Source organism: Schaalia sp. 19OD2882 (genome assembly GCF_018986735.1).
In the GTDB taxonomy this organism is placed as follows: Bacteria; Actinomycetota; Actinomycetes; order Actinomycetales; family Actinomycetaceae; genus Pauljensenia.
Genome location: NZ_CP065521.1, coordinates 722,960 through 742,453 on the forward strand (window position 1 = coordinate 722,960; position 19,494 = coordinate 742,453).

Here is a 19,494-nt window from a genome sequence, read left to right on the forward strand (position 1 = left end):
GTTGGGAAGAGGGATGATTCTGTGCTGAACAGGGTGCACACTCGACCCATGGCTAACCTTGACATTGAACTCATCACCCCATCTCTTCGTCCGCAGTATCAGGCGATGCTGGACCGCAACCCGGGCCAGACCGAGTTCCACCAGGCAGTCCACGAGGTCCTCATCTCGCTGGAGCCCCTTGTCGGCAAGAAGCCCGAGTACACCGACCTGGCCATCCTCGACCGCGTCATCGAGCCCGAGCGTCAGATCATGTTCCGTGTCCCGTGGGCCGACGACGCCGGGAACGTCCACGTCAACCGTGGCTTCCGCATCGAGTTCAACTCGGCCCTCGGGCCGTACAAGGGTGGACTGCGCTTCCACCCGTCGGTGAACCTGTCCATCATCAAGTTCCTCGGCTTCGAGCAGATCTTCAAGAACGCCCTGACCGGCCTGCCCATCGGCGGCGGCAAGGGCGGCTCCGACTTCGACCCCAAGGGCCGTTCGGACGCCGAAATCATGCGTTTCTGCCAGTCCTTCATGACCGAACTCCAGCGCCACATCGGCCCCGACACCGACGTGCCCGCCGGTGACATCGGTGTGGGAGGCCGCGAGATCGGCTACCTCTTCGGGCAGTACAAGCGCATCCGCAACCGCTTCGACGCGGGCGTCCTGACCGGCAAGGGCCTGACCTGGGGCGGCTCCCAGGTGCGCACAGAAGCCACCGGTTACGGCCTGGTCTTCTTCGCCCAGGAGATGCTCGCGGCCGCAGGCACGTCCTTCGAGGGCAGGACCTGCGTGGTCTCCGGCTCCGGCAACGTGGCGATCTACGCCATCGAGAAGCTCCAGCAGCTGGGAGCAAAGGTCCTCGCCTGCTCGGACTCCTCCGGCTACGTCGTCGACGAGAACGGGATCGACGTGGCTCTGCTCAAGGACGTCAAGGAGGTCCGTCGCGGACGCATTGCCGACTACGCCGCCGAGCGCTCCTCCGCCCGCGTGGTGACCGACGGCTCCATCTGGGACGTTCCCTGTGACGTGGCCCTGCCCTGCGCCACCCAGAACGAGCTTCACCAGGACGACGCGCGCACGCTGGTCAAGAACGGCGTGATCCTCGTGGCCGAGGGCGCCAACATGCCCACCACCCCCGAGGCCATCGACGTCCTGCAGGGCGCCGGTGTTCTCTACGCGCCCGGCAAGGCCTCCAACGCCGGTGGCGTGGCCACCTCCGCCCTGGAGATGCAGCAGAACTCGGGCCGCACCTCGTGGACCTTCGACGTCGCCGAGAAGCGCCTGCACGAAATCATGGTCGACATCCACCGCCAGTGCCTGGACACCGCCGCCGAGTACGGCAAGCCCGGCGACTACGTGGCCGGTGCCAACCTGGCCGGCTTCATCAAGGTGGCCGATGCGATGGTGGCCCACGGCCTCATCTGATCCCCACGGGGTCGTCCACCTCTTCGCGTTGGGAGGCGGGTCCGCGAATGCGGGCCCGCCTCGCGCGTACCTGCAGGAAAGTCGGGACCATGAAAGCCGCGCAGTGAGCTGCGCTACTGTGGCCGTGAGGGCCGCACGTGCCCGAAGGGGAGGCGCGGTGTGGGTGTGGGTGGCGATCGGCTTGGCGGTGGCCCTGGCCCTGGCGTGCGGATATGCCGTGCACACCCGCCACGACCTCCAACGCACGCGCTCGGCCTTGGCGCGCCTGCGTGACCTCCACCAGGAACACCTGGAACGCCCCGGAGTCCTCTCACACGAATTGCGCACCCCTCTGACCGTCGTCAGGGGCGCCGCCGAACTGCTCCTCGACGAAAGCGCCGGCCCCCTGAACCCCGTCCAGCACCGATTCGTCAAGACCATCGCCGAGAACTCCAACCAGGTCATCGAGATGGCCGACGACCTGCTGGCCGAGGTGCGCATGGACTCCGACCTGTTCCAACTGCGCCTCGAAAGGGTCGAGATGCGCGCCTTGGTGCGCAGTGTCGTCGCGCAGATGCGGCGCTTCCACAGCGCCCCGATCCGCCTGGAGAACCACGGCAGCCCCATCCACATGCACGTCGACCCTCGGCTGACCAGCCAAGCGATCTCGAATCTCGTCAACAACGCTGCACGCCACGCGGGGGACGGTACGTCGATCCTCGTGGCCGTGTCCGACTCCGACGAGGACGTGACCATCAGCGTGGCCGACGACGGGGTCGGGATGACCTCGGAGGAACGTCAGCGCCTCTTCGTCCCCTTCGCCACAGGAGGGTCGCTGCGCCCGGGCACTGGCTTGGGCATGATGATCACGCAACGGGTGGCCAGGCTCCACGGCGGCCGCCTCCTCGTCGACACCATCCAGACCAAGGGAACGACCTTCTACCTCACGCTCCCACGCAAATGGACGACGCCGACAACGGAAGGGGATGAGCACGGGTGAGCACCAGCAGGGACGAAGGGGCGGGAGCCACGGCCCTGGTCGTGGACGACGAGCCCCAGATCCTCATGATCATGCAATTCGCCCTGGAGACCGCGGGTTTCACCGTGGCCACCGCATCGGACGGAGCGCGCGCATGGGAGGTCTTCACCCGCATGCAGGTCGACCTGGTCGTCCTGGACCTCATGATCCCCGTGGTCGGAGGACTCACCCTTGCCCAACGGATCCGCGCGGTCTCCGAGGTGCCGATCCTCATGATCACCGCGCTGTCGGAGGAGGCCGACCGGGTCCACGGGCTGGAGATCGGCGCGGACGACTACATGACGAAACCTTTCAGTCCGCGCGAATTCACCCTGCGCGCCCAAGCCCTCGTGCGGCGGTGGAGGCGCCGCCCTCGCCAAGTCATCACGAATGGACGGCTGACCCTCGACGCCGACACCCACTCCATCGCGCTCGACGGCGCCCTCCTCGACGTCCCTGACACCGAGGCCCGCTTCCTGGAGACCCTTGCCGCACACCTCGACCGACCCGTCACCTACAGGGACCTTCTCAACGAGGTGTGGCAGACCCAGGAGGTTGCCGGCGCCAAGGACATGATCAAGATGACTGCCTACCGGGCCAGGCAGGCCCTGGGTGAACACGGTCACACCTACGTCAAATCCGTTCGCTCGGTTGGATACATGATGCCGAGGATCCGGGAGGGGGAGCGGTAACGAGGTCGTTACCGGATGTTACCCCCACGGGTGCCGCACGAGCGCGTGAGGCCCGACCATGGACACAGGCCGGGGTCGTTGAGGATCTCGGGCTTTTGATCCCGTCGGATTCAAAGGAGAATCTCCATGACGAACAGACGTGTCCTGCCTGTCGTGGGCGTGGCCCTGACCAGCATGCTCGCCCTCAGTGCCTGTGTCGTCCAGGACGCCCAGAGCGGCGCCGCCTCGGGCGCAGGTGCCAGCGGGTCCCTGACCATTGCCTGCGGGGCGATGGAGGACCTGTGCCAGAAGTGGACGGAGGCCTTCACCGAGGCATCCGGCATCCCCACCTCATTCGTGCGACTGTCCTCGGGTGAAACCGTCGCCCGACTCGACTCGGCAAAGGACAGCCCCGAGTTCGACGTCTGGCACGGTGGACCCGTGGACGGCTACGGCGCCGCAGTGGAGAAGGGGCTCATCGAGGCCTACGACTCGCCCTCCGCGGCCGACATCCCGGACAAGTACAAGGATCCCAACCACAACTGGACCGGCGTGTACGTGGGCGCCCTCGGCTTCTGCTCCAACAAGGCGGTCCTGGACAAACTCGGCGTCGAGGTGCCCGACTCGTGGGAGGACCTGCTGGCCCCCAAGCTCAAGGGCCAGATCTCCACGGCCCACCCCTCCACCTCCGGAACGGCCTTCACCACCTTGTGGACCCAGGTGAGCCTGCGCGGCGGTGAGGACCAGGGCCTGGACTTCATGAAGAAGATGCACAACAACGTCCTGCAGTACACGAAGTCCGGCACCGCCCCCGGCCAGATCGCCGGCCGCGGCGAGGTCGGCGTCGGCCTGGTCTTCTCCCACGACTGCGTGAAGTACCAGGAGCAGGGCATGAAGGACCTCGTGGTCTCCTTCCCCAAGGAAGGGACCGGGTACGAGGTCGGAGGTGTCGCCCTGGTCAAGAACTCCAAGAACGCCGAAGCCGCGAAGAAGTACATCGACTGGGCCATCTCGGCCGACGCCCAGAACATCGGTCAGACCGTGGGCTCCTACCAGGTCCTGACCAACCCGGCCGCCAAGGTCAGTGACAAGATGGTCGACCTCAAGACGGTCAAACTCATCGACTACGACTTCGCGGCCGCTTCGGCCGCCAAGCCGGCTCTGACTGCGCGCTTCGACGAAGAGATCGCCGCCAAGCCGAAGGAATGAGCGACTCCGCGGCCCCGGGGTTTGCCCGGGGCCGCGGCCCCGCCTTCGTCCCACCCCCCCTTGCACACTCCGGCAGCACCCCGCCGGAGCCCCATGCGCCCCCGTACACAAGAACGGAACTTCGCCATGTCCTCCGCAGCCCCACCACGGCCTGCCGGCGCGGCGCCCACACGCGCCCCGGCCACCACGCGCACAAAGGTCCGACAGGACCCGGTCACCGTCATCATCGTCGCGTTGGTCTCCCTGATCCTCTTCCTCCTCGTCCTGCTGCCGCTGGGCACCGTCCTGGCCCGCGCCTTCTCACCCGACGGGGCGGCGGTCCTCACAGGAATCTTCGACACCGCCTCCCACCGGGCGATCATCGTCAACACCCTGGTCCTGGGAATCGTCGTCGGCACGGTGGGAACCGTGCTCGGCTTCTTCCTCGCCTTCGTCCAGGCGCGGGTGGACCTGCCCGGGAAGAAGATCCTGCACCTCATCTGCCTCATCCCGATCGTCTCCCCGCCCTTTGCGGTGGCGACCTCGGCGATCACCCTGTTCGGACGCAATGGCATCATCTCCACCCAGATGCTCGGTCAGCAGTGGAACATCTACGGACTGTCCGGCCTCACCCTGGTCCTGAGCCTGTCCTTCTTCCCCGTGGCCTACATGAACATGCTCGGCATGCTGCGCAATCTCGACCCGGCAATGGAGGAAGCGGCCGCTTCCCTGGGCGCCTCACCGTGGACGGTGTTCCGCAGCGTCACCCTGCCGATGCTCGTCCCCGGTTTCGCGGCCTCCTTCCTGCTGCTCTTCGTCGAAGCCATCGCAGACCTGGCCAACCCGCTGGTCATCGGCGGCGACTTCACCGTCCTGGCCTCGCGCGCCTACATCGCCGTCAACGGTGAGTACAACACGGCTGCGGGCAGCGCCTACTCGCTGGTCCTGCTGGTGCCGGCGCTGTTGGTCTTCCTCCTCCAGCGCTACTGGGCTTCCCGTTCCTCCGCGGTGACGGTGACGGGCAAGCCGACGGGGCGCGTACGCATGGTCAGCGCCTTGGCGGCGCGCATTCCCCTGGGAATCGTCACTGCGGTCCTGGCCCTCTTCGTCGTCACCATCTACGCGACCGTCATCGTCGGGGCTTTCGTCAACATCCTCGGAGTGGACAACACCTTCACCCTGAAGAACTTCGAGTACATCCTGTCGGGCATCGGCAATGACGCGATGATCGACACGACCGTCCTGGCCCTCATCGCCACGCCCATCGCCGGTCTGCTCGGCATGGTCGTCGCCTGGCTGGTCGTCGTGCGCCTCAAGGCCAGCGCCGGCCTCATGGACTTCTTGGGGATGCTCGGCCTGTCGGTGCCCGGTACCGTCATCGGCATCGGCTACCTCATCACGTACAACAAGCCGTTGATCATCGGCAGATTGCAGTTCCTTCCCGCACTGGCCGGCGGCAGCGCCGTATTCGGTGGCGCGTTGGCGATCATCCTGGTCTACGTGGCCCGCTCGATGCCTTCGGGCCAGCGTTCCGGCATCGCCAGCCTGCAGCAGGTCGACAAGAGCATCGACGAAGCCTCGACCTCTTTGGGTGCCTCGGGCCTGCAGACCTTCACCCGGGTGACCCTGCCCCTCATCCGTCCGGCCTTCATCGCCGGCCTCACCTACGCCTTCGCCAGATCAATGACGACCCTGTCGCCGATCGTCTTCATCACGACTCCGCGCACGAAGATCATGACCTCACAGATCCTCTCCGAGGTCGATGCCGGAAGATTCGGCAACGCCTTCGCCTTCTGCACGATCCTCATCGTCATCGTCATGGCCGTCATCGGACTCACCAACGTGTTGGTGAGGGACCGTTCCGTGACCTCGCAGAGCCGCGCCGGCCTGTGAGCGCGGACCACCCCAAGGAGAACAGCATGTCCACCTCATCCACGACCACCTCCACCGGCGCTGCCGCCGCGAAAACCGGCGACGACGCCACGGGCCGGCTTTCCCTGGTCTCGCTGACGAAGACCTTCGGCGACGGGGCGAATGCCGTCACCGCCGTCAACCACATCGACCTGGACATCTGCCCGGGGGAGTTCATCACCCTGCTGGGCCCGTCGGGTTGCGGCAAGACGACCACCCTGCGCATGATCGCCGGCTTCGAGGACGCCACCTCCGGTCAGGTCATGCTCGACGGCGAGAACATGGTGACCATGCCGCCGAACAAGCGGCCCATGTCGATGGTCTTCCAGTCCTACGCACTGTTCCCGCACCTGTCGGTGCGTGACAACGTCGCCTACGGCCTCAAGCTGCAGCGCATGCCCGCCGCCGAACTGACCGAGGCCGTCGACGTGGCCCTGGCCGCCATGAACCTCACGGCCATGGCCGACCGCGCGCCCTCGCAGCTCTCCGGCGGTCAGCAGCAGCGTGTGGCCCTGGCCCGCGCCATGGTCGTTCGCCCCAAGGTGCTCCTCTTCGACGAGCCCTTGTCGAACCTGGACGCGAAACTTCGCGTGAAGATGCGCATCGAGATCCGCCGGATGCAGCGGCGCCTGGGCATCTCCAGCGTGTACGTCACCCACGACCAGTCGGAGGCCATGGCGATGTCGGACCGAATCGTCGTCATGAACGCCGGAAGGATCGAGCAGGTGGCCCCGCCCTCGGAGATCTACCTGCACCCGGCCTCCGTCTTCGTGGCGGACTTCGTGGGCCGCGCGAACTTCCTCGCCTGCGAGGTCCTGGAGGCCTCGGCCGGGGACACGGTGCGGGTGCGCACCCTGGGGGCGGACATCGACGTGCCCGCCGAACCTGAGGCCCGCCGCGCCGCGAAGGCGGGGGAGGAAGTCGTCCTCATGGTTCGACCCGAGTCCCTGCGTCTGTCTCCTGTCGACGAGGCCCCCCAGGCCCTTACCGGCTCGCTGGGGCAGATCGTCACCAGCGTCTTCTACGGCGAGACCGTCGAGTACGAGATCGAGACCGAGTTCGGTTCCTTGGTCTGTGTGGTCCCCGACCCGAAGGCCGACGACCTCCTGGAGGAGGGGCGAGTGGTGCGCCTTTCCGTGGAGGCGGACAAGGCCTGGCTGCTCAAGTCCGGGCAGTCCGCGAGCGCCTGAAAGCCTGGAAGCGCGAGGCGGTCAAGGCCCGCATTGTGTTGCTCGGGACGGGTGGGAAGGGGTCACAGGTCGCGTCCTCGGTACAGCACCGTCGACACGATGGCGGAGAGCGCGAGGACGACGAGGGCGCCGGCGATGCACACGGGCAGGGCCCACGGCGTTGCGAAGATCTCGGTCATGGAGGTGATGGCGTCGGGGAACTGCTTGAGCAGGGCCACTCCACCGAAGATGGCGACCATGGTGGCGCCCAGCGCCCACATGCCGGTGCGTGCGTGGCCGAGTGCGTAGAGGAAGGGCATCTGAATGCCGCACACGAGGCAGGTCACCAGAAGCGCCACTGCGAGTCCGCCGAGGGATTCCCGTAGTGGGGTGTCGACCTCGCCGGGGAACAGGGCGTGTCCGCCGAAGAGGACCGCCAGGCCGAAGAGGATCGATGCAGCCGCGACGAGGGCGATGAGGAGGTGGCGTCCGGCCACGATTCGACTTCGCGTGATCGGCAGGATCTCTCCGAGCGTCGTCAGGTTCGAGCGTTCGTCGATGGCGAAGAGCCTTGAGGGGAGGAACATCGTCGTCGTGGCGGCGATGACGGGCGAGTAGGCGATGCCCTCGCCACCGTTGACGGCGATGTTCATCGTGATGAAGATCAGGACGACGACCGCGAAGGTCTGCAGGGTCGGTGCATGCGCCGAGATGTCCAGGCGCATGGTGTTGATGAGCGGCGCATGTCAGTGCTCCTTTGTGGTGGAGGTCGAGATGTCGGTCCGTGGTCGACCGTCGTCGCGGATGAATGAGGCGACGGCCTCGTCGAGCTGCGCCGTCTCGATGACGACCTGCGGGCCGAAGACCGCCGTGTCGCCGACGCGAACAAGGCCCTCGAAGGAGCCCGAGTGCTCGCGCATTCCGATCAGGGCCGCCCGCGAAGGACCATCGAGGAGGGACAGCGGGCCGCGTGCGATGACGAAACCTTCCTCGAAGTCGACCATGGAGCCTTCGAAGCAGGTGCGGCCGGCGCCGATGATGTGAAGGTGATCGGCGATCCGTTCGAGGTCGGAGGTGATGTGAGTCGAGAAGAGGATCGTGCGTCCTTCGTCGACGAGGTATTCGCGGAACACGTCGAGGACGTCGAGGCGCGCGACCGGGTCGAGTCCGGAGGTCGGCTCGTCGAGGATGAGCAGTTCGGGCCGGTGGGCGAGCGCCAGGGCGAGCTGGAGTTTGACTCCTTGGCCGCGAGAGAGGTTGCGGACCTTGGTGTGCGTCGGTACGTCCATGCGCCGCAGCAGGGATTCGTAGTAGGGCTGGTCCCAGGTCGGGTAGAAGCGCGCCAGGGTTCGCGCGGCAGAGTCCGCAGTCCACTCCGTCGACAGGGCGAGGGCGTCCAGGACGACGCCGATCCGCTCATGGCAGGCGCCCGTAGCGTTTCCGAGTACGCGAATGGATCCGGAATCGATCGAGGTCATGCCGAGCATCGCCTTGATGGTCGTCGTCTTGCCGGCACCGTTTGGACCGACGAATCCGGTGACCAGGCCGGCGGGCACATGCATGTCGAGAGGGCCCAGGGTGAAGGTCCCCTGCGTGCGCACGACTCTGTGGAGACTGATGGCGTCGTCGGCCCCGACTGCTGCCTGTGCGGCGGGGGAGGTCACTGTTGGACGTTCCATCGCTGAATCATCCTTTCGTTGAGTTCTGTCGCGTCGAGGCCTGCAAGCCGGGCGTCGGCAATGGCGTCGTCGAGGTGGTGGTCGATCCGTGCGAGCAGGCGCTCGCGGGTTTCGTCTGCGTCCTGGGGCAGGACGAAGGAGCCTCGGCCCGCCTGGTTGCCGATGAGGCCCTGGGCGGCCAGGTCGTTGTAGGCGCGAGTGGTCGTGATCAGGGAGACCTCCAGGTCGGCCGCCAGTTGGCGCAGCGACGGCAACGGGGTTCCCGGCGCAAGGTCGCCCGACCAGATCGCTTCGCGGATCTGGGTGACGATCTGTTCGTACATGGGGGTCCCGGAGGTGCGGGAGAGAATGATGTGCACATACTGTTTATATCGCATATGGACAGCATGTGCAATATGTACGGTGGCTCGGAGTTCGGACCGACCCACCCGTGCCGCTCCGGTCGCATGTGGGCCAAGATCCGCAGTGCCCGCCGAACCAGCACCCCCGCATCCACTACGCTGTCAGGGTGACCATTGAGTTCAGCGAAGAGATCCAGTCCCTGCGCGCGACGATGGAGAACATCCTCGCCGTCGTCCAGCCCGAGCGTCTGCGCACCCAGATCGCCGAGCTCTCCGACAAAGCCGCGGCCCCCGACCTGTGGGACGACCCGGCCAAGGCCCAGGAAGTCACCTCTGCACTGAGCCACCGCCAGAGCGAACTCGACCGCGTGACGAAGATGGTCGAGCGCATCGACGACCTCGAAGCCATGGTCGACATGGCGGGGGAGGACCCCGACGAGGCCGCCGAAATCCTCTCCGAGGCCGAAGGCGACCTCACCTCCCTCAAATCCGACATCTCCGACCTGGAGATCCGCACCCTGCTGGACGGCGAGTACGACGAACGCAACGCCGTCGTCACCATCCGAAGCGGTGCCGGAGGCGTCGACGCCGCGGACTTCGCCGAGATCCTCCTGCGCATGTACCTGCGTTGGGCCGAACGACACGGCTACCCCACGAAGGTCATGGACACCTCCTACGCCGAAGAGGCGGGGTTGAAGTCCGCCACCTTCGAAGTCCAGGCGCCCTACGCCTACGGCACCCTGTCCGTGGAGGCCGGCACGCACCGCCTGGTGCGCATCAGCCCCTTCGACAACCAGGGACGCCGCCAGACCTCCTTCGCGGCGGTCGAAGTCATTCCGCTGATCGAGTCCACCGACCACATCGAGATCCCCGAGACCGAACTCAAGATCGACGTCTTCCGCTCCTCTGGCCCCGGCGGCCAGTCGGTCAACACCACGGACTCCGCCGTGCGCATGACCCACATCCCCACCGGCATCGTCGTGTCCATGCAGGACGAGAAATCGCAGATCCAGAACCGCGCCGCAGCGCTTCGGGTCCTCCAGTCGCGTCTGCTGCTGCTCAAGAAGCAGGAGGAGGACGCCAAGAAGAAGGAGCTGGCCGGCGACGTCAAGGCCTCCTGGGGGGACCAGATGCGCTCCTACGTCCTGCAGCCCTATCAGATGGTCAAGGACCTGCGCACCGAACACGAATCCGGCAACCCCCAGTCCGTCTTCGAAGGCGAGATCGACGACTTCATCAACGCCGGCATCCGCTGGCGCAAGAACCAGCAGGCGGAACAGGACTGACCCTGCCCGCATCTCGCGGCGCCCTTGCCGCGATCCTTCACCAGGCGCGCGCCCCACGTGCCGCTGCCGCCGGTCGCCGCTGCCCGGGGACGGGAGCCGGGGGCCGGACAACATGTCGAGGACCGGGAGTTTCGCGTGTCGCGCCAAGGCCTCCCGAAGCCTCCCGCATACGCTGAACGGGACCATGACCCCGACCCGGACGGCCCCATGATTCGCTTCGACGATGTCTCGATGGTGTACACACCTGGCGCTCGCCCCGCCCTGGACCACGTGTCCCTGGAGGTGGAACGAGAGGAGTTCGTCTTCCTGGTCGGCAAGTCCGGCTCCGGGAAGTCCACCTTCCTCCAACTGGTCATGCGTGAGATCAAGGCGACCGACGGACACGTGTGGGTCCTGGGCCAGGACGTCGGCAAACTCTCACGCTGGGCAGTGCCCAAATTGCGACGCAAGGTCGGTACCGTCTTCCAGGACTTCCGCCTGCTGCCCTCCAAGACGGTCTTCGAGAACGTCGCCCTGACCATGCAGGTCATCGGCAAACCCCGGCACGCCATCGAGACCGCCGTGCCCGAGGTCCTCGACCTGGTGGGCCTCAAGGGCAAGGAAGGGCGCCGCCCCCACGAACTGTCCGGCGGTGAGGAACAGCGTGTGGCCATTGCCCGCGCCATGGTCAACCGCCCCCAGCTGCTGCTGGCCGACGAGCCCACCGGCAACCTGGACCCCGACACCTCTTTGGGCATCATGAGGGTCCTGGACCGGATCAACCGCACGGGCACCACCGTGGTCATGGCCACCCATGACGCCACAATCGTCAATCAGATGCGCATGCGTGTCATCGAGCTCGAAGGCGGCCGCGTCATCCGCGACCAGACCGGCGGCGTCTACGGAGAGGCCAGGTGAGGGCAGTGCTGCGCTACGTGTTCTCCGAAGTCGGCAAGGGCCTGGCCCGCAACCGCGCGATGACCCTGGCGGTCATCATCGTCACCTTTGTTTCACTGCTCTTCGTCGGCGTGGCGGGCCTGGCCCAGATGCAGGTCGGCAAGATGAAGTCCAACTGGTACGACAAGATCGAGGTCTCGATCTACATGTGTGCCATCCAGGACGCCACTCCCGCCTGCAACGGCACCGAGGCCAGCGCCGAACAGATCGCCGCCGTGCGCTCCAAACTCAAGTCCCCCGAGATCGCCCCCCTGATCAAAGAGGTCTACGAGGAATCCAAGGAGGAGGCCTTCAAGGCCTTCACCGAACAGCTCGGTGACTCCGCCATCGGCCAGTGGACCACCGTGGACATGATGTCGGTGTCCTTCCGCATCAAACTGGTCAATCCCGAGCAGTATCCCCTCATCAAGGAGCACTTCGCCGGACAGGAAGGGGTCTCCGAGGTCCGCGACCAGTCGGAGGTCATCGAACCCCTCTTCGCCGCCCTCGACATGGCCAAGAACCTGTCGCTGGGTCTGGCGGCCGTGATGATCGTGGCCGCGATCCTGCTCATCACGACGACCATCCGCCTGTCGGCCATGAGTCGTGAACGTGAAACCTCCATCATGCGCCTGGTGGGTGCCTCCTCCCTGTTCATCCAGGCACCCTTCATGATCGAAGGCGCTTTGGCGGCTGTCGTCGGCTCCCTGCTGTCGGTGGGCGCCCTCTTCGCCGGAGTCCACTTCCTCGTGGCCGGCTGGCTGGCCCCCACCTTCCAGTGGATCACTTTCGTCGGCACCACCGAGGTGTGGATCATGACTCCGGTCCTCGTGGGCGCCGCCGTTCTGCTGGCACTGTTCGCCTCGATGGTGTCCTTGGCCAAGTACACGAAGATCTGAGCCGAGGAGGTCCAGCCGTGCGCATGTCACTCAGATCCCGCCGCCCCGCCCTCGTACCGGGTGGACGAGGCCGGTGGCTGGCGGCCGCCGCAGTCGTTGCCCTGGCCGGCGCCTCACTCGGGTGGACTCCGCTCGCCCGGGCCGATGACTGGGACGACGCCGCCAACGCCGAGGCCGCCGCCGCCCAGCGCGTCGCCCAACTCAAGGCGGATCTGCAGGGCATCGACGCGACCCTCGCGCAGGTCTACCTGGACCTGGACGCCCTCACGCAGCAGATCCCCGTCGCCGAGAAGCAACTCGAAGATGCGCGCACCGCCCAGGACAGTGCCGAACGCGACCATGAGGTCGCACTCGGACAATTGGACTCCTCACGCGCCGAACAGGAAAGACTTGCGCGCCAGATCGAGGAGGCGGAGAAGCAGCAGGCGGACGCCACCCGCACCATCGGCGGCCTCGCCCGCGAGCTCTACCGGGGCGGCACGCCCAACGCCATGGTCGTCGCCATGACCGCGCAGACCCCCGCCCAGCTCGGCCAACGCGCCGCCATGGCTGAAGCCGCCGCACGCAGCCAGGACCGCGCCCTCGGATCCGCGCTGGGTGCCCAGTCCACCACCCGCAACCGCAAGGCGCGTCAGGAGGCCACCACGGCCCGCGTCGCCGACCTGGAGGCCAAGGCCGCTGCCGCTGCCGCCCAGGCGAAGGAAGCGGCAGCCCAGGCGAAGGCCAAGGTCGAGGAACTCGACTCCCTCAAGGCCTCGGCCGAGGCGAAGAAGAAGGAATGGGACGCCAAGAAGGCTGACGCCACCAAACAACTGTCCAAATGGGAGGCCGAACACAAGGCCGCCCAGGACAAGTTGGCGGCAATCGACGCCGAGAACCGCCGCAACAACGTGGTCTACACCCAGTCCAGTGCCGGAGGAGGCCCCTTCGGTTCACCCCTGCCGATCTCACTGGTCGTCACCTCACCCTTCGGATGGCGGGTCCACCCGGTGCTCGGCATCGAACGCTTCCACAACGGCACCGACTTCGCCGCCGACTGCGGCACGCCGGTCCTGTCGATCGGCGGGGGAGTGGTCAGCGCCGTCACCTTCGAGGAAGCCGGCGGCAACGTCGTCTACGTCAGCCACGGCATGGTCGGCGGCTCGTCCATGTCCTCCGCATACGTCCACCTGCAGTCCGTCAACGTCTCCGTCGGGCAGACCGTGGCCCCGGGAACAGTCGTCGGCGAGGTCGGGACCACCGGCTACTCCACCGGCTGCCACCTGCACCTGTCGGTCATGCAGGACGGTGCCGACGTTGACCCGATGGGCTGGCTGTAGCACAATCGCATGTCCGCCCTCGTGGCGCGCCAAAGGTGCGCCCGTCCTCGACCGGCGAGGACGCTCCGGGGCCCAACGGTCACGCCGCACGAAGGAGGCCGAGACGTGCCCAAGGAATGGAAGAAGCCAAAGCCCACAGAGGGTGAGCGTCGAAAGGCCGCTTCGGATGCGAAGAAGACGATTGCGCGCAACAAGAAGGCCCGTCACGACTACCTCATCGAGGACTCGTGGGAGGCTGGCCTGGTGCTGACCGGCACCGAGGTCAAAGCTCTGCGGATGGGGCGTGCCTCGCTGGTCGACAGCTGGGTCGAGATCAAGGACGGCGAGGCCTGGCTCTACGGGGCCAACATCCCCATGTACTCGCAAGGGTCGTGGAACAACCACACTCCCACCCGCAAACGCAAACTGCTGCTGCACAGGCTGGAGATCGAGCGGCTGGAACAGCGGGTGCAGGCCAAGGGTTTCACCATCGTGCCGCTGGAGCTGTACTTCATCGGCGGACGCGCCAAGGTCGAGATCGCCTTGGCCAAGGGCAAGCAGGAATTCGACAAGCGGCACGCCCTGCGTGAAGCCCAGGACAAGCGCGAGGCCGAACGCGCCATGCGCCGCTACGTCAAGCAGGCGCGGCACTGAGTCCGCGTGGCTCGGGGGCGCTCCGGGTCGCAGGCCGGTCGAAGTCGCAGGTTGGTCGAAACTGTCGCACGCAATGAAGAGGTGGCACCCCTTGCGGGGTGCCACCTCTTGCTGTGACGGCCGAGCGCCGAGAGCGAGTCCTCAGTGGGAGGACATCATGGCGTCGGACATCATGGCATCAGACATCATCGCGTCCGACATCTTGTCGTCGCCCGACATCATCATGTGCTGGTCGGACATCATGGCGTCGGACATCTTGTCGTCGCTCATCTTGGGGGCGCCGGACATCGTGTCGGTGGTCCCAGCCGAACCGCAGGCGGCAAGGCCTGCAGCGGCGACGAAGGCAATGGCGGAGACGGCGGCGATCTTGCGGATGTTCATGAACTCTCTCTTCGGTCGGTGGCGCCCGGTCGGCGCCTTCGGGGAATGTTCGGAGTGGGGTGGGCCGGCGGATTGCAAGTGATGGCGTGGGGAAGGACACATTGCCGAGGGCCGTGAATCCACCATCCGAGCACGCGGCGAGCTCCGAACGGCAGTCACAACCACCTACCGGAAGGAGGGGACGTGCTCTCCCTGATTCTCATCGGATTGCTCGGCGGATTCATCACCGGAATCTCCCCGTGCATCCTCCCCGTCCTACCCGTCATCTTCCTGTCGGGCGGGGCACAGTCCTCACGTTTCACCGTTGCGGGCCCGATCGGGACCCAGGGCGCAGGCAAGTCGATGCCGATGGCCGGCGCCGCCGGCGGCCTCGCCATTGGCTCGTCGGTGCAGACGGCCAGCACGGTGGCCACGGCCGAAGCCTCCTCGACCCCCCTGCGACCCGCCACCGCACCTGCTGCCCCGTCGAAGTGGCGGCCCTACCTCGTGGTCCTCGGACTGGTTCTCAGCTTCACCTTCTTCACCCTGCTCGGCTCGACCCTGCTCTCCCTTGCCCACCTGCCCCAGGACTCCATTCGCTGGGCCGGTGTGGTCCTTCTGTCCCTGATCGGCATCGGCATGCTGGTGCCCAAGGTCATGGAGATCCTGGAGAAGCCCTTCGAGCGTTTCGGCAAGGCAGGGTCGAAGAATCCGTCCAACGGCTTCCTGCTCGGCGTGGTCCTGGGTGCCGCATACGTGCCCTGCGCCGGTCCTGTTCTCGCAGCGGTCTCGGTGGCCGGATCCACCGGTGAGATCGGATTGGACACCGTGGCCCTGGCCCTGTCCTTCGCGATCGGCACGGGCGTGCCGCTGCTCTTCTTCGCCCTGGCAGGACGTGGACTGGCTGAACGCATCGCCGCCTTCCGCACCCACCAGCGCGCCATCCGCATCATCGCCGGCGTGGCCATGCTGGCCCTGGCCCTCGGCATCGTCTTCGACCTGCCGGCCCATGTCCAGCGGCTGCTGCCCGACTGGACCGCAGGGATCCAGCAGAGCACGGACAAGGCTCTGCAGGAAGCCACCGCCGATCCGGCGACACCTGCCGGCCCGACCTGCGTGGACGGGGCGACCAGCCTCGGCAACTGCGGCCCTCTGGCCGAGATCTCCGGCATCAACGCGTGGTTCAACACGCCCAACAACACGCCGATCGACGCGGCGGCCCGCAAAGGCAAGGTCGTCCTGGTCGACTTCTGGGCCTACTCGTGCATCAACTGCCAGCGCAGTGTGCCCGGCCTGCAAAAGCTCCATGAGACCTACGCCGACTCCGGCCTGACCGTCATCGGCGTGCACACCCCGGAATACGCCTTCGAGAAGGAGGTCGACAACGTCAAGGCCGGCGCCGAGAAGCTCGGCATCACCTACCCGGTGGCCGTCGACTCCGACCTGGTGACCTGGCGCAACTTCAAGAACCACTACTGGCCCGCCCACTACCTTGCGGACGCCACCGGTCAGCTGCGTCACATCCACTACGGCGAGGGCGGCGAGGCCACCACCGAGAAGCTCGTGCGTGAGCTGCTGGTCGACGCCAACCCGAACGTCCAGTTGCCCACCCCGATCTTCACGACTGCGGACAATGCTCCGCGCGCCACCGGGCCGCGCACCCCCGAGACCTACCTCGGCTCTGCGCGGGTGGACCGCCTGGACAACGGGCCACTGGTCGACGGTGTGCAGTCCTTCACCATTCCTGCCAAGGATCCGGCCCAGGACCACTTCGCCCTGGGCGGCACCTGGCAGGTGGCGAGCCAATCCATCACCCCGACCGAGGCCACTGGGACGCTGCGTCTGGCCTACAAGGGCAAGCAGGTGAACCTGGTCGCCTCAGGTGAGGGCGAACTCACGTGGAGCGCAAATGGTGAGAAGAAGTCGATGAAGGTCAGTGGTGTGCCCAACGGCATCGAGCTTGTCCGCACCGACCAGACCGCCACAGGAATCCTGGAATTGCAGGTCTCGCCGGGTGTCCACCTCTACTCCTTCACCTTCGGCTGATGACTGGCACGGCCACGGGCATCCTGCCCGCGCGCGTGGGCGCCACCGTGCGCCCGCGCGCAGCCGTGCGTCCTCGGAACAGAACCGACTACCATGGTCGGGTGATTTCCGGGGCCCGAGATGATGACGAGGCCCTGGTTGCCATCGCCGGTGGCGACCAGGAGGCCTTCGCCCGCTTCTACGACATGTGGTCAGGGCGCATCTTCGCCCTGGTCCTGCAGATCGTCGTCGACAGGGCGCAGTCCGAAGAGGTCCTGCAGGAGATCTTCCTGGAGGTGTGGCGGCGCGCCGACAGCTTCGACCCGTCCCGGGGAAGCTCCCGCGCATGGCTGGTGACCTTGGCTCGACGCCGGGCCATCGACCGGGTTCGCGCAGCGCAGGCTGCGCGTGAACGCGACAACGCATGGATCCCATTCGAACCCGACCACGACACGACCCTGCGTCAGGTCGAGGAACGCATTGTCAGTGACGAGGTACGGGCCGCCCTCGTCGCGGTGGGGGAACCCCATCGCACCACCATTGAACTGGCATACTTCACGGGAATGACACACTCCCAGATCGCCGCACATTGTGGTGTGCCTCTGGGTACTGTGAAGACCCGCATCCGTGACGGCCTGGCCAAACTCAGGAAGCAGATGGAGGTGGACCGATGAACAACGACGTCATCGGATTTGCCGACCCCGATGTCGACCCCGAACTGACCGGGATCCTCGGGGCGTGCCTGGCGCCTGTGGCGCCACCCCCGCGCATTCGAGTCGAGTTGCTGGACGCGATCGCCAGGACCCCGCAGTTCTTGGAGGTGGCTTCGGCCGCGCCGGTCAGCAATCCCTTGGGTGCCGACCTCGGTTACGCGGAGGAGGCCGCCGGGACGAGCCTGCCCGGGTCGAGCTTGCCCGGCCCCACTGGGCCCGGGTCGATGCGCCCCCCGGCTGCGAGAGCGACGGCTGAAGGCCTTGCCCCTGTGGTGCCTCTTCGCGGCTCGCCCCGCCGCCTTTTGCGTCCTGTCGCGCAGGTGGCCGCAGCGGTGGTGCTGCTGGTCGCAGGCGTCGGCATCGGCCGGTGGACGACCATGGACGACATGCAGGACACCAGCCATTTCGCCACCCTCAATCAGATGCAGGACGTCGAAAGGGTCAAGGACACGATGCCCGACGGGCATGTGGCCACCTTGACCTGGTCCCCGGGAATGGGGATGACGGCGGTGACCCTGCCCAAGGAGATGACTCCCGAGGCGGGCAAGCAGCTGCAGGTGTGGGTGCGCAAGGACGGCAGGGTCAGCCCGGCCGGCGTGTACGAGCCGAGAGGCGATGGAGAGTTCGCCTTCATCGACCTGATGCCGGAGCCCGGCCTGGAGGTGTTCATCACCTTGGAGCCCGCTGGTGGTTCGGCGCATCCGACCTCCGATCCTTTGGTGGTCATGCGAGTGGGGGAGGAATCCTCGGGTCTGCCCTCGGTCCGGCCCGAAGGGGCAGGCGAGGGCGCCACGGGCGAGGCCTAGGGGCGCATTGCCTGTGTGTGCGCATTGCACGCCGGGTGTGCTGGGTGGCTGACGCGAGAGTTCCCGCAACAGGCGGGGCGCCGCCCTCATCCATCGCTGATGGCGCTTCCCGCCGCTACGCCGACAAGCCCTGAGGAAGTGATGGCCGCCCAAGCGGGGGGGGCAGAAGCCCCGGGCAATCGCGGTGCGTCGCGCGTTGTGCGGGGCTGCTGCAGCCGTCACCCGGTCTTGAACAGTCGCCGACCCGACTGTACACTTGAACATCCGGCCTTCAGTGGTCGGGTGAGTGAAGAACTCAATAGGGGATGATCGGTTTCGACGACGGTCGTCGATCGAGGGGAAGCGGGCCGAGGATGCGCGCTCTACTCGCAAACGATGCGTGCAAACCAATAGGTGCCGAACAGAATCGCACCGACTACGTTCTCGCCGCCTGATTGCCGCGTGAACCTTTAGTCCGTCAGCCCAGGTGGTGCTCCCAGCCTGGTGTCTGGCGTCGTTCAGGGAGCCACTGGGTGGGGGTCGTGTCGGCTGGCCCCCTCCGACACCCAGTCGACTGAGCCCATCCGGTAGCAGGTCTGCATGACGCCGGGGGCTGAGAAATGATCCAGCAGACTGCGCCCGGAGAAGACCTCGGGGTCGGCCGTCGGACGGGGGTTCGATTCCCCCCATCTCCACTTGGACACCCCGGAATCCGCGTGATTCCGGGGTTTTCCTTGCCCTGATGCGGATTTGTGGGGCCGTCGTGCCACAATGAATGTGACATGTTGTTACATGCTTACTCATTGGATGTGGCACGCAGGTGGCACGAGATGTGGCACGTCGGACCGCGTGCCACAAGTGGAGGCGATGTCTATGCCTAGGCGCCCATTCGGGTCGATTCGCAAGCTCAGCTCCGGTCGATTCCAGGCCAGGTACACCGGGCCCGACGGCAGGCAATACACAGCGCCTGCAACCTTCGAACGACGCTCGGACGCCTCCACATGGCTGGCGAGCATTCAGACGTCCATCGCCAAGGGCGACTGGCTCACTCCCGGGCGGCCTGAGCGGCGGCCCTGCGGAAGCCGGTCCTCGCGCCGCGACACTCTCACGCTCAATGAGTGGGCAGACGAGTGGCTGGCACTCCTGCCCTCGCTCGGCCGCTCGCCGAAGACCGTCCAGACTCACCGCTACCG

At 66.5% G+C, this 19,494-nt stretch carries 18 protein-coding genes and 1 other RNA gene; 15 read left to right on the forward strand and 4 right to left on the reverse strand.

Going from position 1 to position 19,494, the window contains the following annotated elements; translation table 11 throughout:
• Positions 1–48: 48 nt before the first annotated feature.
• The 6 genes from gdhA (at position 49) to I6B53_RS03125 (ending at position 7,367) form a co-directional block, all read left to right on the forward strand.
• Positions 49–1,410: an NADP-specific glutamate dehydrogenase gene (gdhA, locus tag I6B53_RS03100; protein ID WP_216764799.1), complete on the forward strand. Its 1,362-nt coding sequence runs from the start codon at positions 49–51 to the stop codon at positions 1,408–1,410.
• A 124-nt stretch (positions 1,411–1,534) separates the two neighbouring features.
• Positions 1,535–2,389, forward strand: a complete 855-nt coding sequence (locus tag I6B53_RS03105; RefSeq protein ID WP_253953950.1) for a sensor histidine kinase KdpD — start codon at positions 1,535–1,537, stop codon at positions 2,387–2,389.
• Positions 2,386–3,099 carry a response regulator transcription factor gene (locus I6B53_RS03110; protein ID WP_253953951.1) on the forward strand — a complete coding sequence of 238 codons (714 nt, stop codon included), beginning with the start codon at positions 2,386–2,388 and terminating at the stop codon, positions 3,097–3,099. The genes I6B53_RS03105 and I6B53_RS03110 overlap by 4 nt, the downstream gene beginning before the upstream one ends.
• A gap of 126 nt (positions 3,100–3,225) precedes the next feature.
• Positions 3,226–4,287 (forward strand): ABC transporter substrate-binding protein, encoded by a 1,062-nt coding sequence (locus tag I6B53_RS03115; protein ID WP_216764801.1) that lies wholly within the window; start codon positions 3,226–3,228, stop codon positions 4,285–4,287.
• Positions 4,288–4,413: 126 nt separating this feature from the next.
• Entirely contained in the window at positions 4,414–6,159 is a 1,746-nt protein-coding gene (locus I6B53_RS03120) for an iron ABC transporter permease (protein WP_216764802.1), read from the forward strand.
• A 26-nt stretch (positions 6,160–6,185) separates the two neighbouring features.
• Positions 6,186–7,367, forward strand: a complete 1,182-nt coding sequence (locus tag I6B53_RS03125; protein WP_216764803.1) for an ABC transporter ATP-binding protein — start codon at positions 6,186–6,188, stop codon at positions 7,365–7,367.
• 62 nt (positions 7,368–7,429) lie between these two features.
• Here I6B53_RS03125 and I6B53_RS03130 read toward each other — a convergent pair whose 3' ends face one another.
• Genes I6B53_RS03130 through I6B53_RS03140 form a run of 3 tightly spaced genes read right to left on the reverse strand, consistent with a single transcriptional unit; the run spans position 7,430 to position 9,384 of the window.
• Positions 7,430–8,071, reverse strand: coding sequence for an ABC-2 transporter permease (locus I6B53_RS03130; protein ID WP_216764804.1), 642 nt, complete (start codon positions 8,069–8,071; stop codon positions 7,430–7,432).
• Positions 8,072–8,092: 21 nt separating this feature from the next.
• Positions 8,093–9,025, reverse strand: a complete 933-nt coding sequence (locus I6B53_RS03135; protein WP_216764805.1) for an ABC transporter ATP-binding protein — start codon at positions 9,023–9,025, stop codon at positions 8,093–8,095.
• Positions 9,007–9,384 carry a GntR family transcriptional regulator gene (locus tag I6B53_RS03140; protein WP_253953952.1) on the reverse strand — a complete coding sequence of 126 codons (378 nt, stop codon included), beginning with the start codon at positions 9,382–9,384 and terminating at the stop codon, positions 9,007–9,009. The genes I6B53_RS03135 and I6B53_RS03140 overlap by 19 nt, the downstream gene beginning before the upstream one ends.
• A gap of 149 nt (positions 9,385–9,533) precedes the next feature.
• Between I6B53_RS03140 and prfB the strand changes: the two genes are divergently transcribed.
• The 5 genes from prfB to smpB all read left to right on the forward strand — a co-directional run bounded on the left by prfB (position 9,534) and on the right by smpB (position 14,418).
• On the forward strand, positions 9,534–10,652 hold the full coding sequence (prfB, locus tag I6B53_RS03145) for a peptide chain release factor 2 (protein WP_216764807.1): 1,119 nt from the start codon (positions 9,534–9,536) through the stop codon (positions 10,650–10,652).
• 207 nt (positions 10,653–10,859) lie between these two features.
• The gene (gene ftsE, locus I6B53_RS03150) at positions 10,860–11,549 is read left to right on the forward strand and encodes a cell division ATP-binding protein FtsE (RefSeq protein ID WP_216764808.1); all 690 of its coding nucleotides are present in this window, start codon (positions 10,860–10,862) and stop codon (positions 11,547–11,549) included.
• Complete coding sequence (ftsX, locus tag I6B53_RS03155) at positions 11,546–12,466, forward strand: permease-like cell division protein FtsX (RefSeq protein ID WP_216764809.1); 921 nt, start codon at positions 11,546–11,548, stop codon at positions 12,464–12,466. Before ftsE ends, ftsX begins: the two co-directional genes overlap by 4 nt.
• Positions 12,467–12,489: 23 nt before the next feature.
• Positions 12,490–13,785 (forward strand): M23 family metallopeptidase, encoded by a 1,296-nt coding sequence (locus I6B53_RS03160; protein ID WP_216764810.1) that lies wholly within the window; start codon positions 12,490–12,492, stop codon positions 13,783–13,785.
• Between the two features lie 105 nt (positions 13,786–13,890).
• The gene (gene smpB / locus I6B53_RS03165; protein WP_216764811.1) at positions 13,891–14,418 is read left to right on the forward strand and encodes an SsrA-binding protein SmpB; all 528 of its coding nucleotides are present in this window, start codon (positions 13,891–13,893) and stop codon (positions 14,416–14,418) included.
• A 141-nt stretch (positions 14,419–14,559) separates the two neighbouring features.
• On the opposite strand, the gene I6B53_RS03170 is transcribed toward smpB, so the two are convergent.
• Complete coding sequence (locus I6B53_RS03170; RefSeq protein ID WP_216764812.1) at positions 14,560–14,799, reverse strand: hypothetical protein; 240 nt, start codon at positions 14,797–14,799, stop codon at positions 14,560–14,562.
• Between the two features lie 183 nt (positions 14,800–14,982).
• Here I6B53_RS03170 and I6B53_RS03175 point away from each other — a divergent pair, with 183 nt between their 5' ends.
• The 4 genes from I6B53_RS03175 (at position 14,983) to ssrA (ending at position 18,999) form a co-directional block, all read left to right on the forward strand.
• Entirely contained in the window at positions 14,983–16,824 is a 1,842-nt protein-coding gene (locus I6B53_RS03175) for a cytochrome c biogenesis protein DipZ (protein WP_253953953.1), read from the forward strand.
• Positions 16,824–17,477, forward strand: coding sequence for a sigma-70 family RNA polymerase sigma factor (locus I6B53_RS03180; protein ID WP_216764813.1), 654 nt, complete (start codon positions 16,824–16,826; stop codon positions 17,475–17,477). Before I6B53_RS03175 ends, I6B53_RS03180 begins: the two co-directional genes overlap by 1 nt.
• Complete coding sequence (locus tag I6B53_RS03185; RefSeq protein ID WP_216764814.1) at positions 17,474–18,322, forward strand: anti-sigma factor; 849 nt, start codon at positions 17,474–17,476, stop codon at positions 18,320–18,322. The genes I6B53_RS03180 and I6B53_RS03185 overlap by 4 nt, the downstream gene beginning before the upstream one ends.
• Before the next feature lie 301 nt (positions 18,323–18,623).
• Positions 18,624–18,999: a transfer-messenger RNA gene (gene ssrA / locus I6B53_RS03190) on the forward strand.
• Positions 19,000–19,494: the final 495 nt, after the last annotated feature.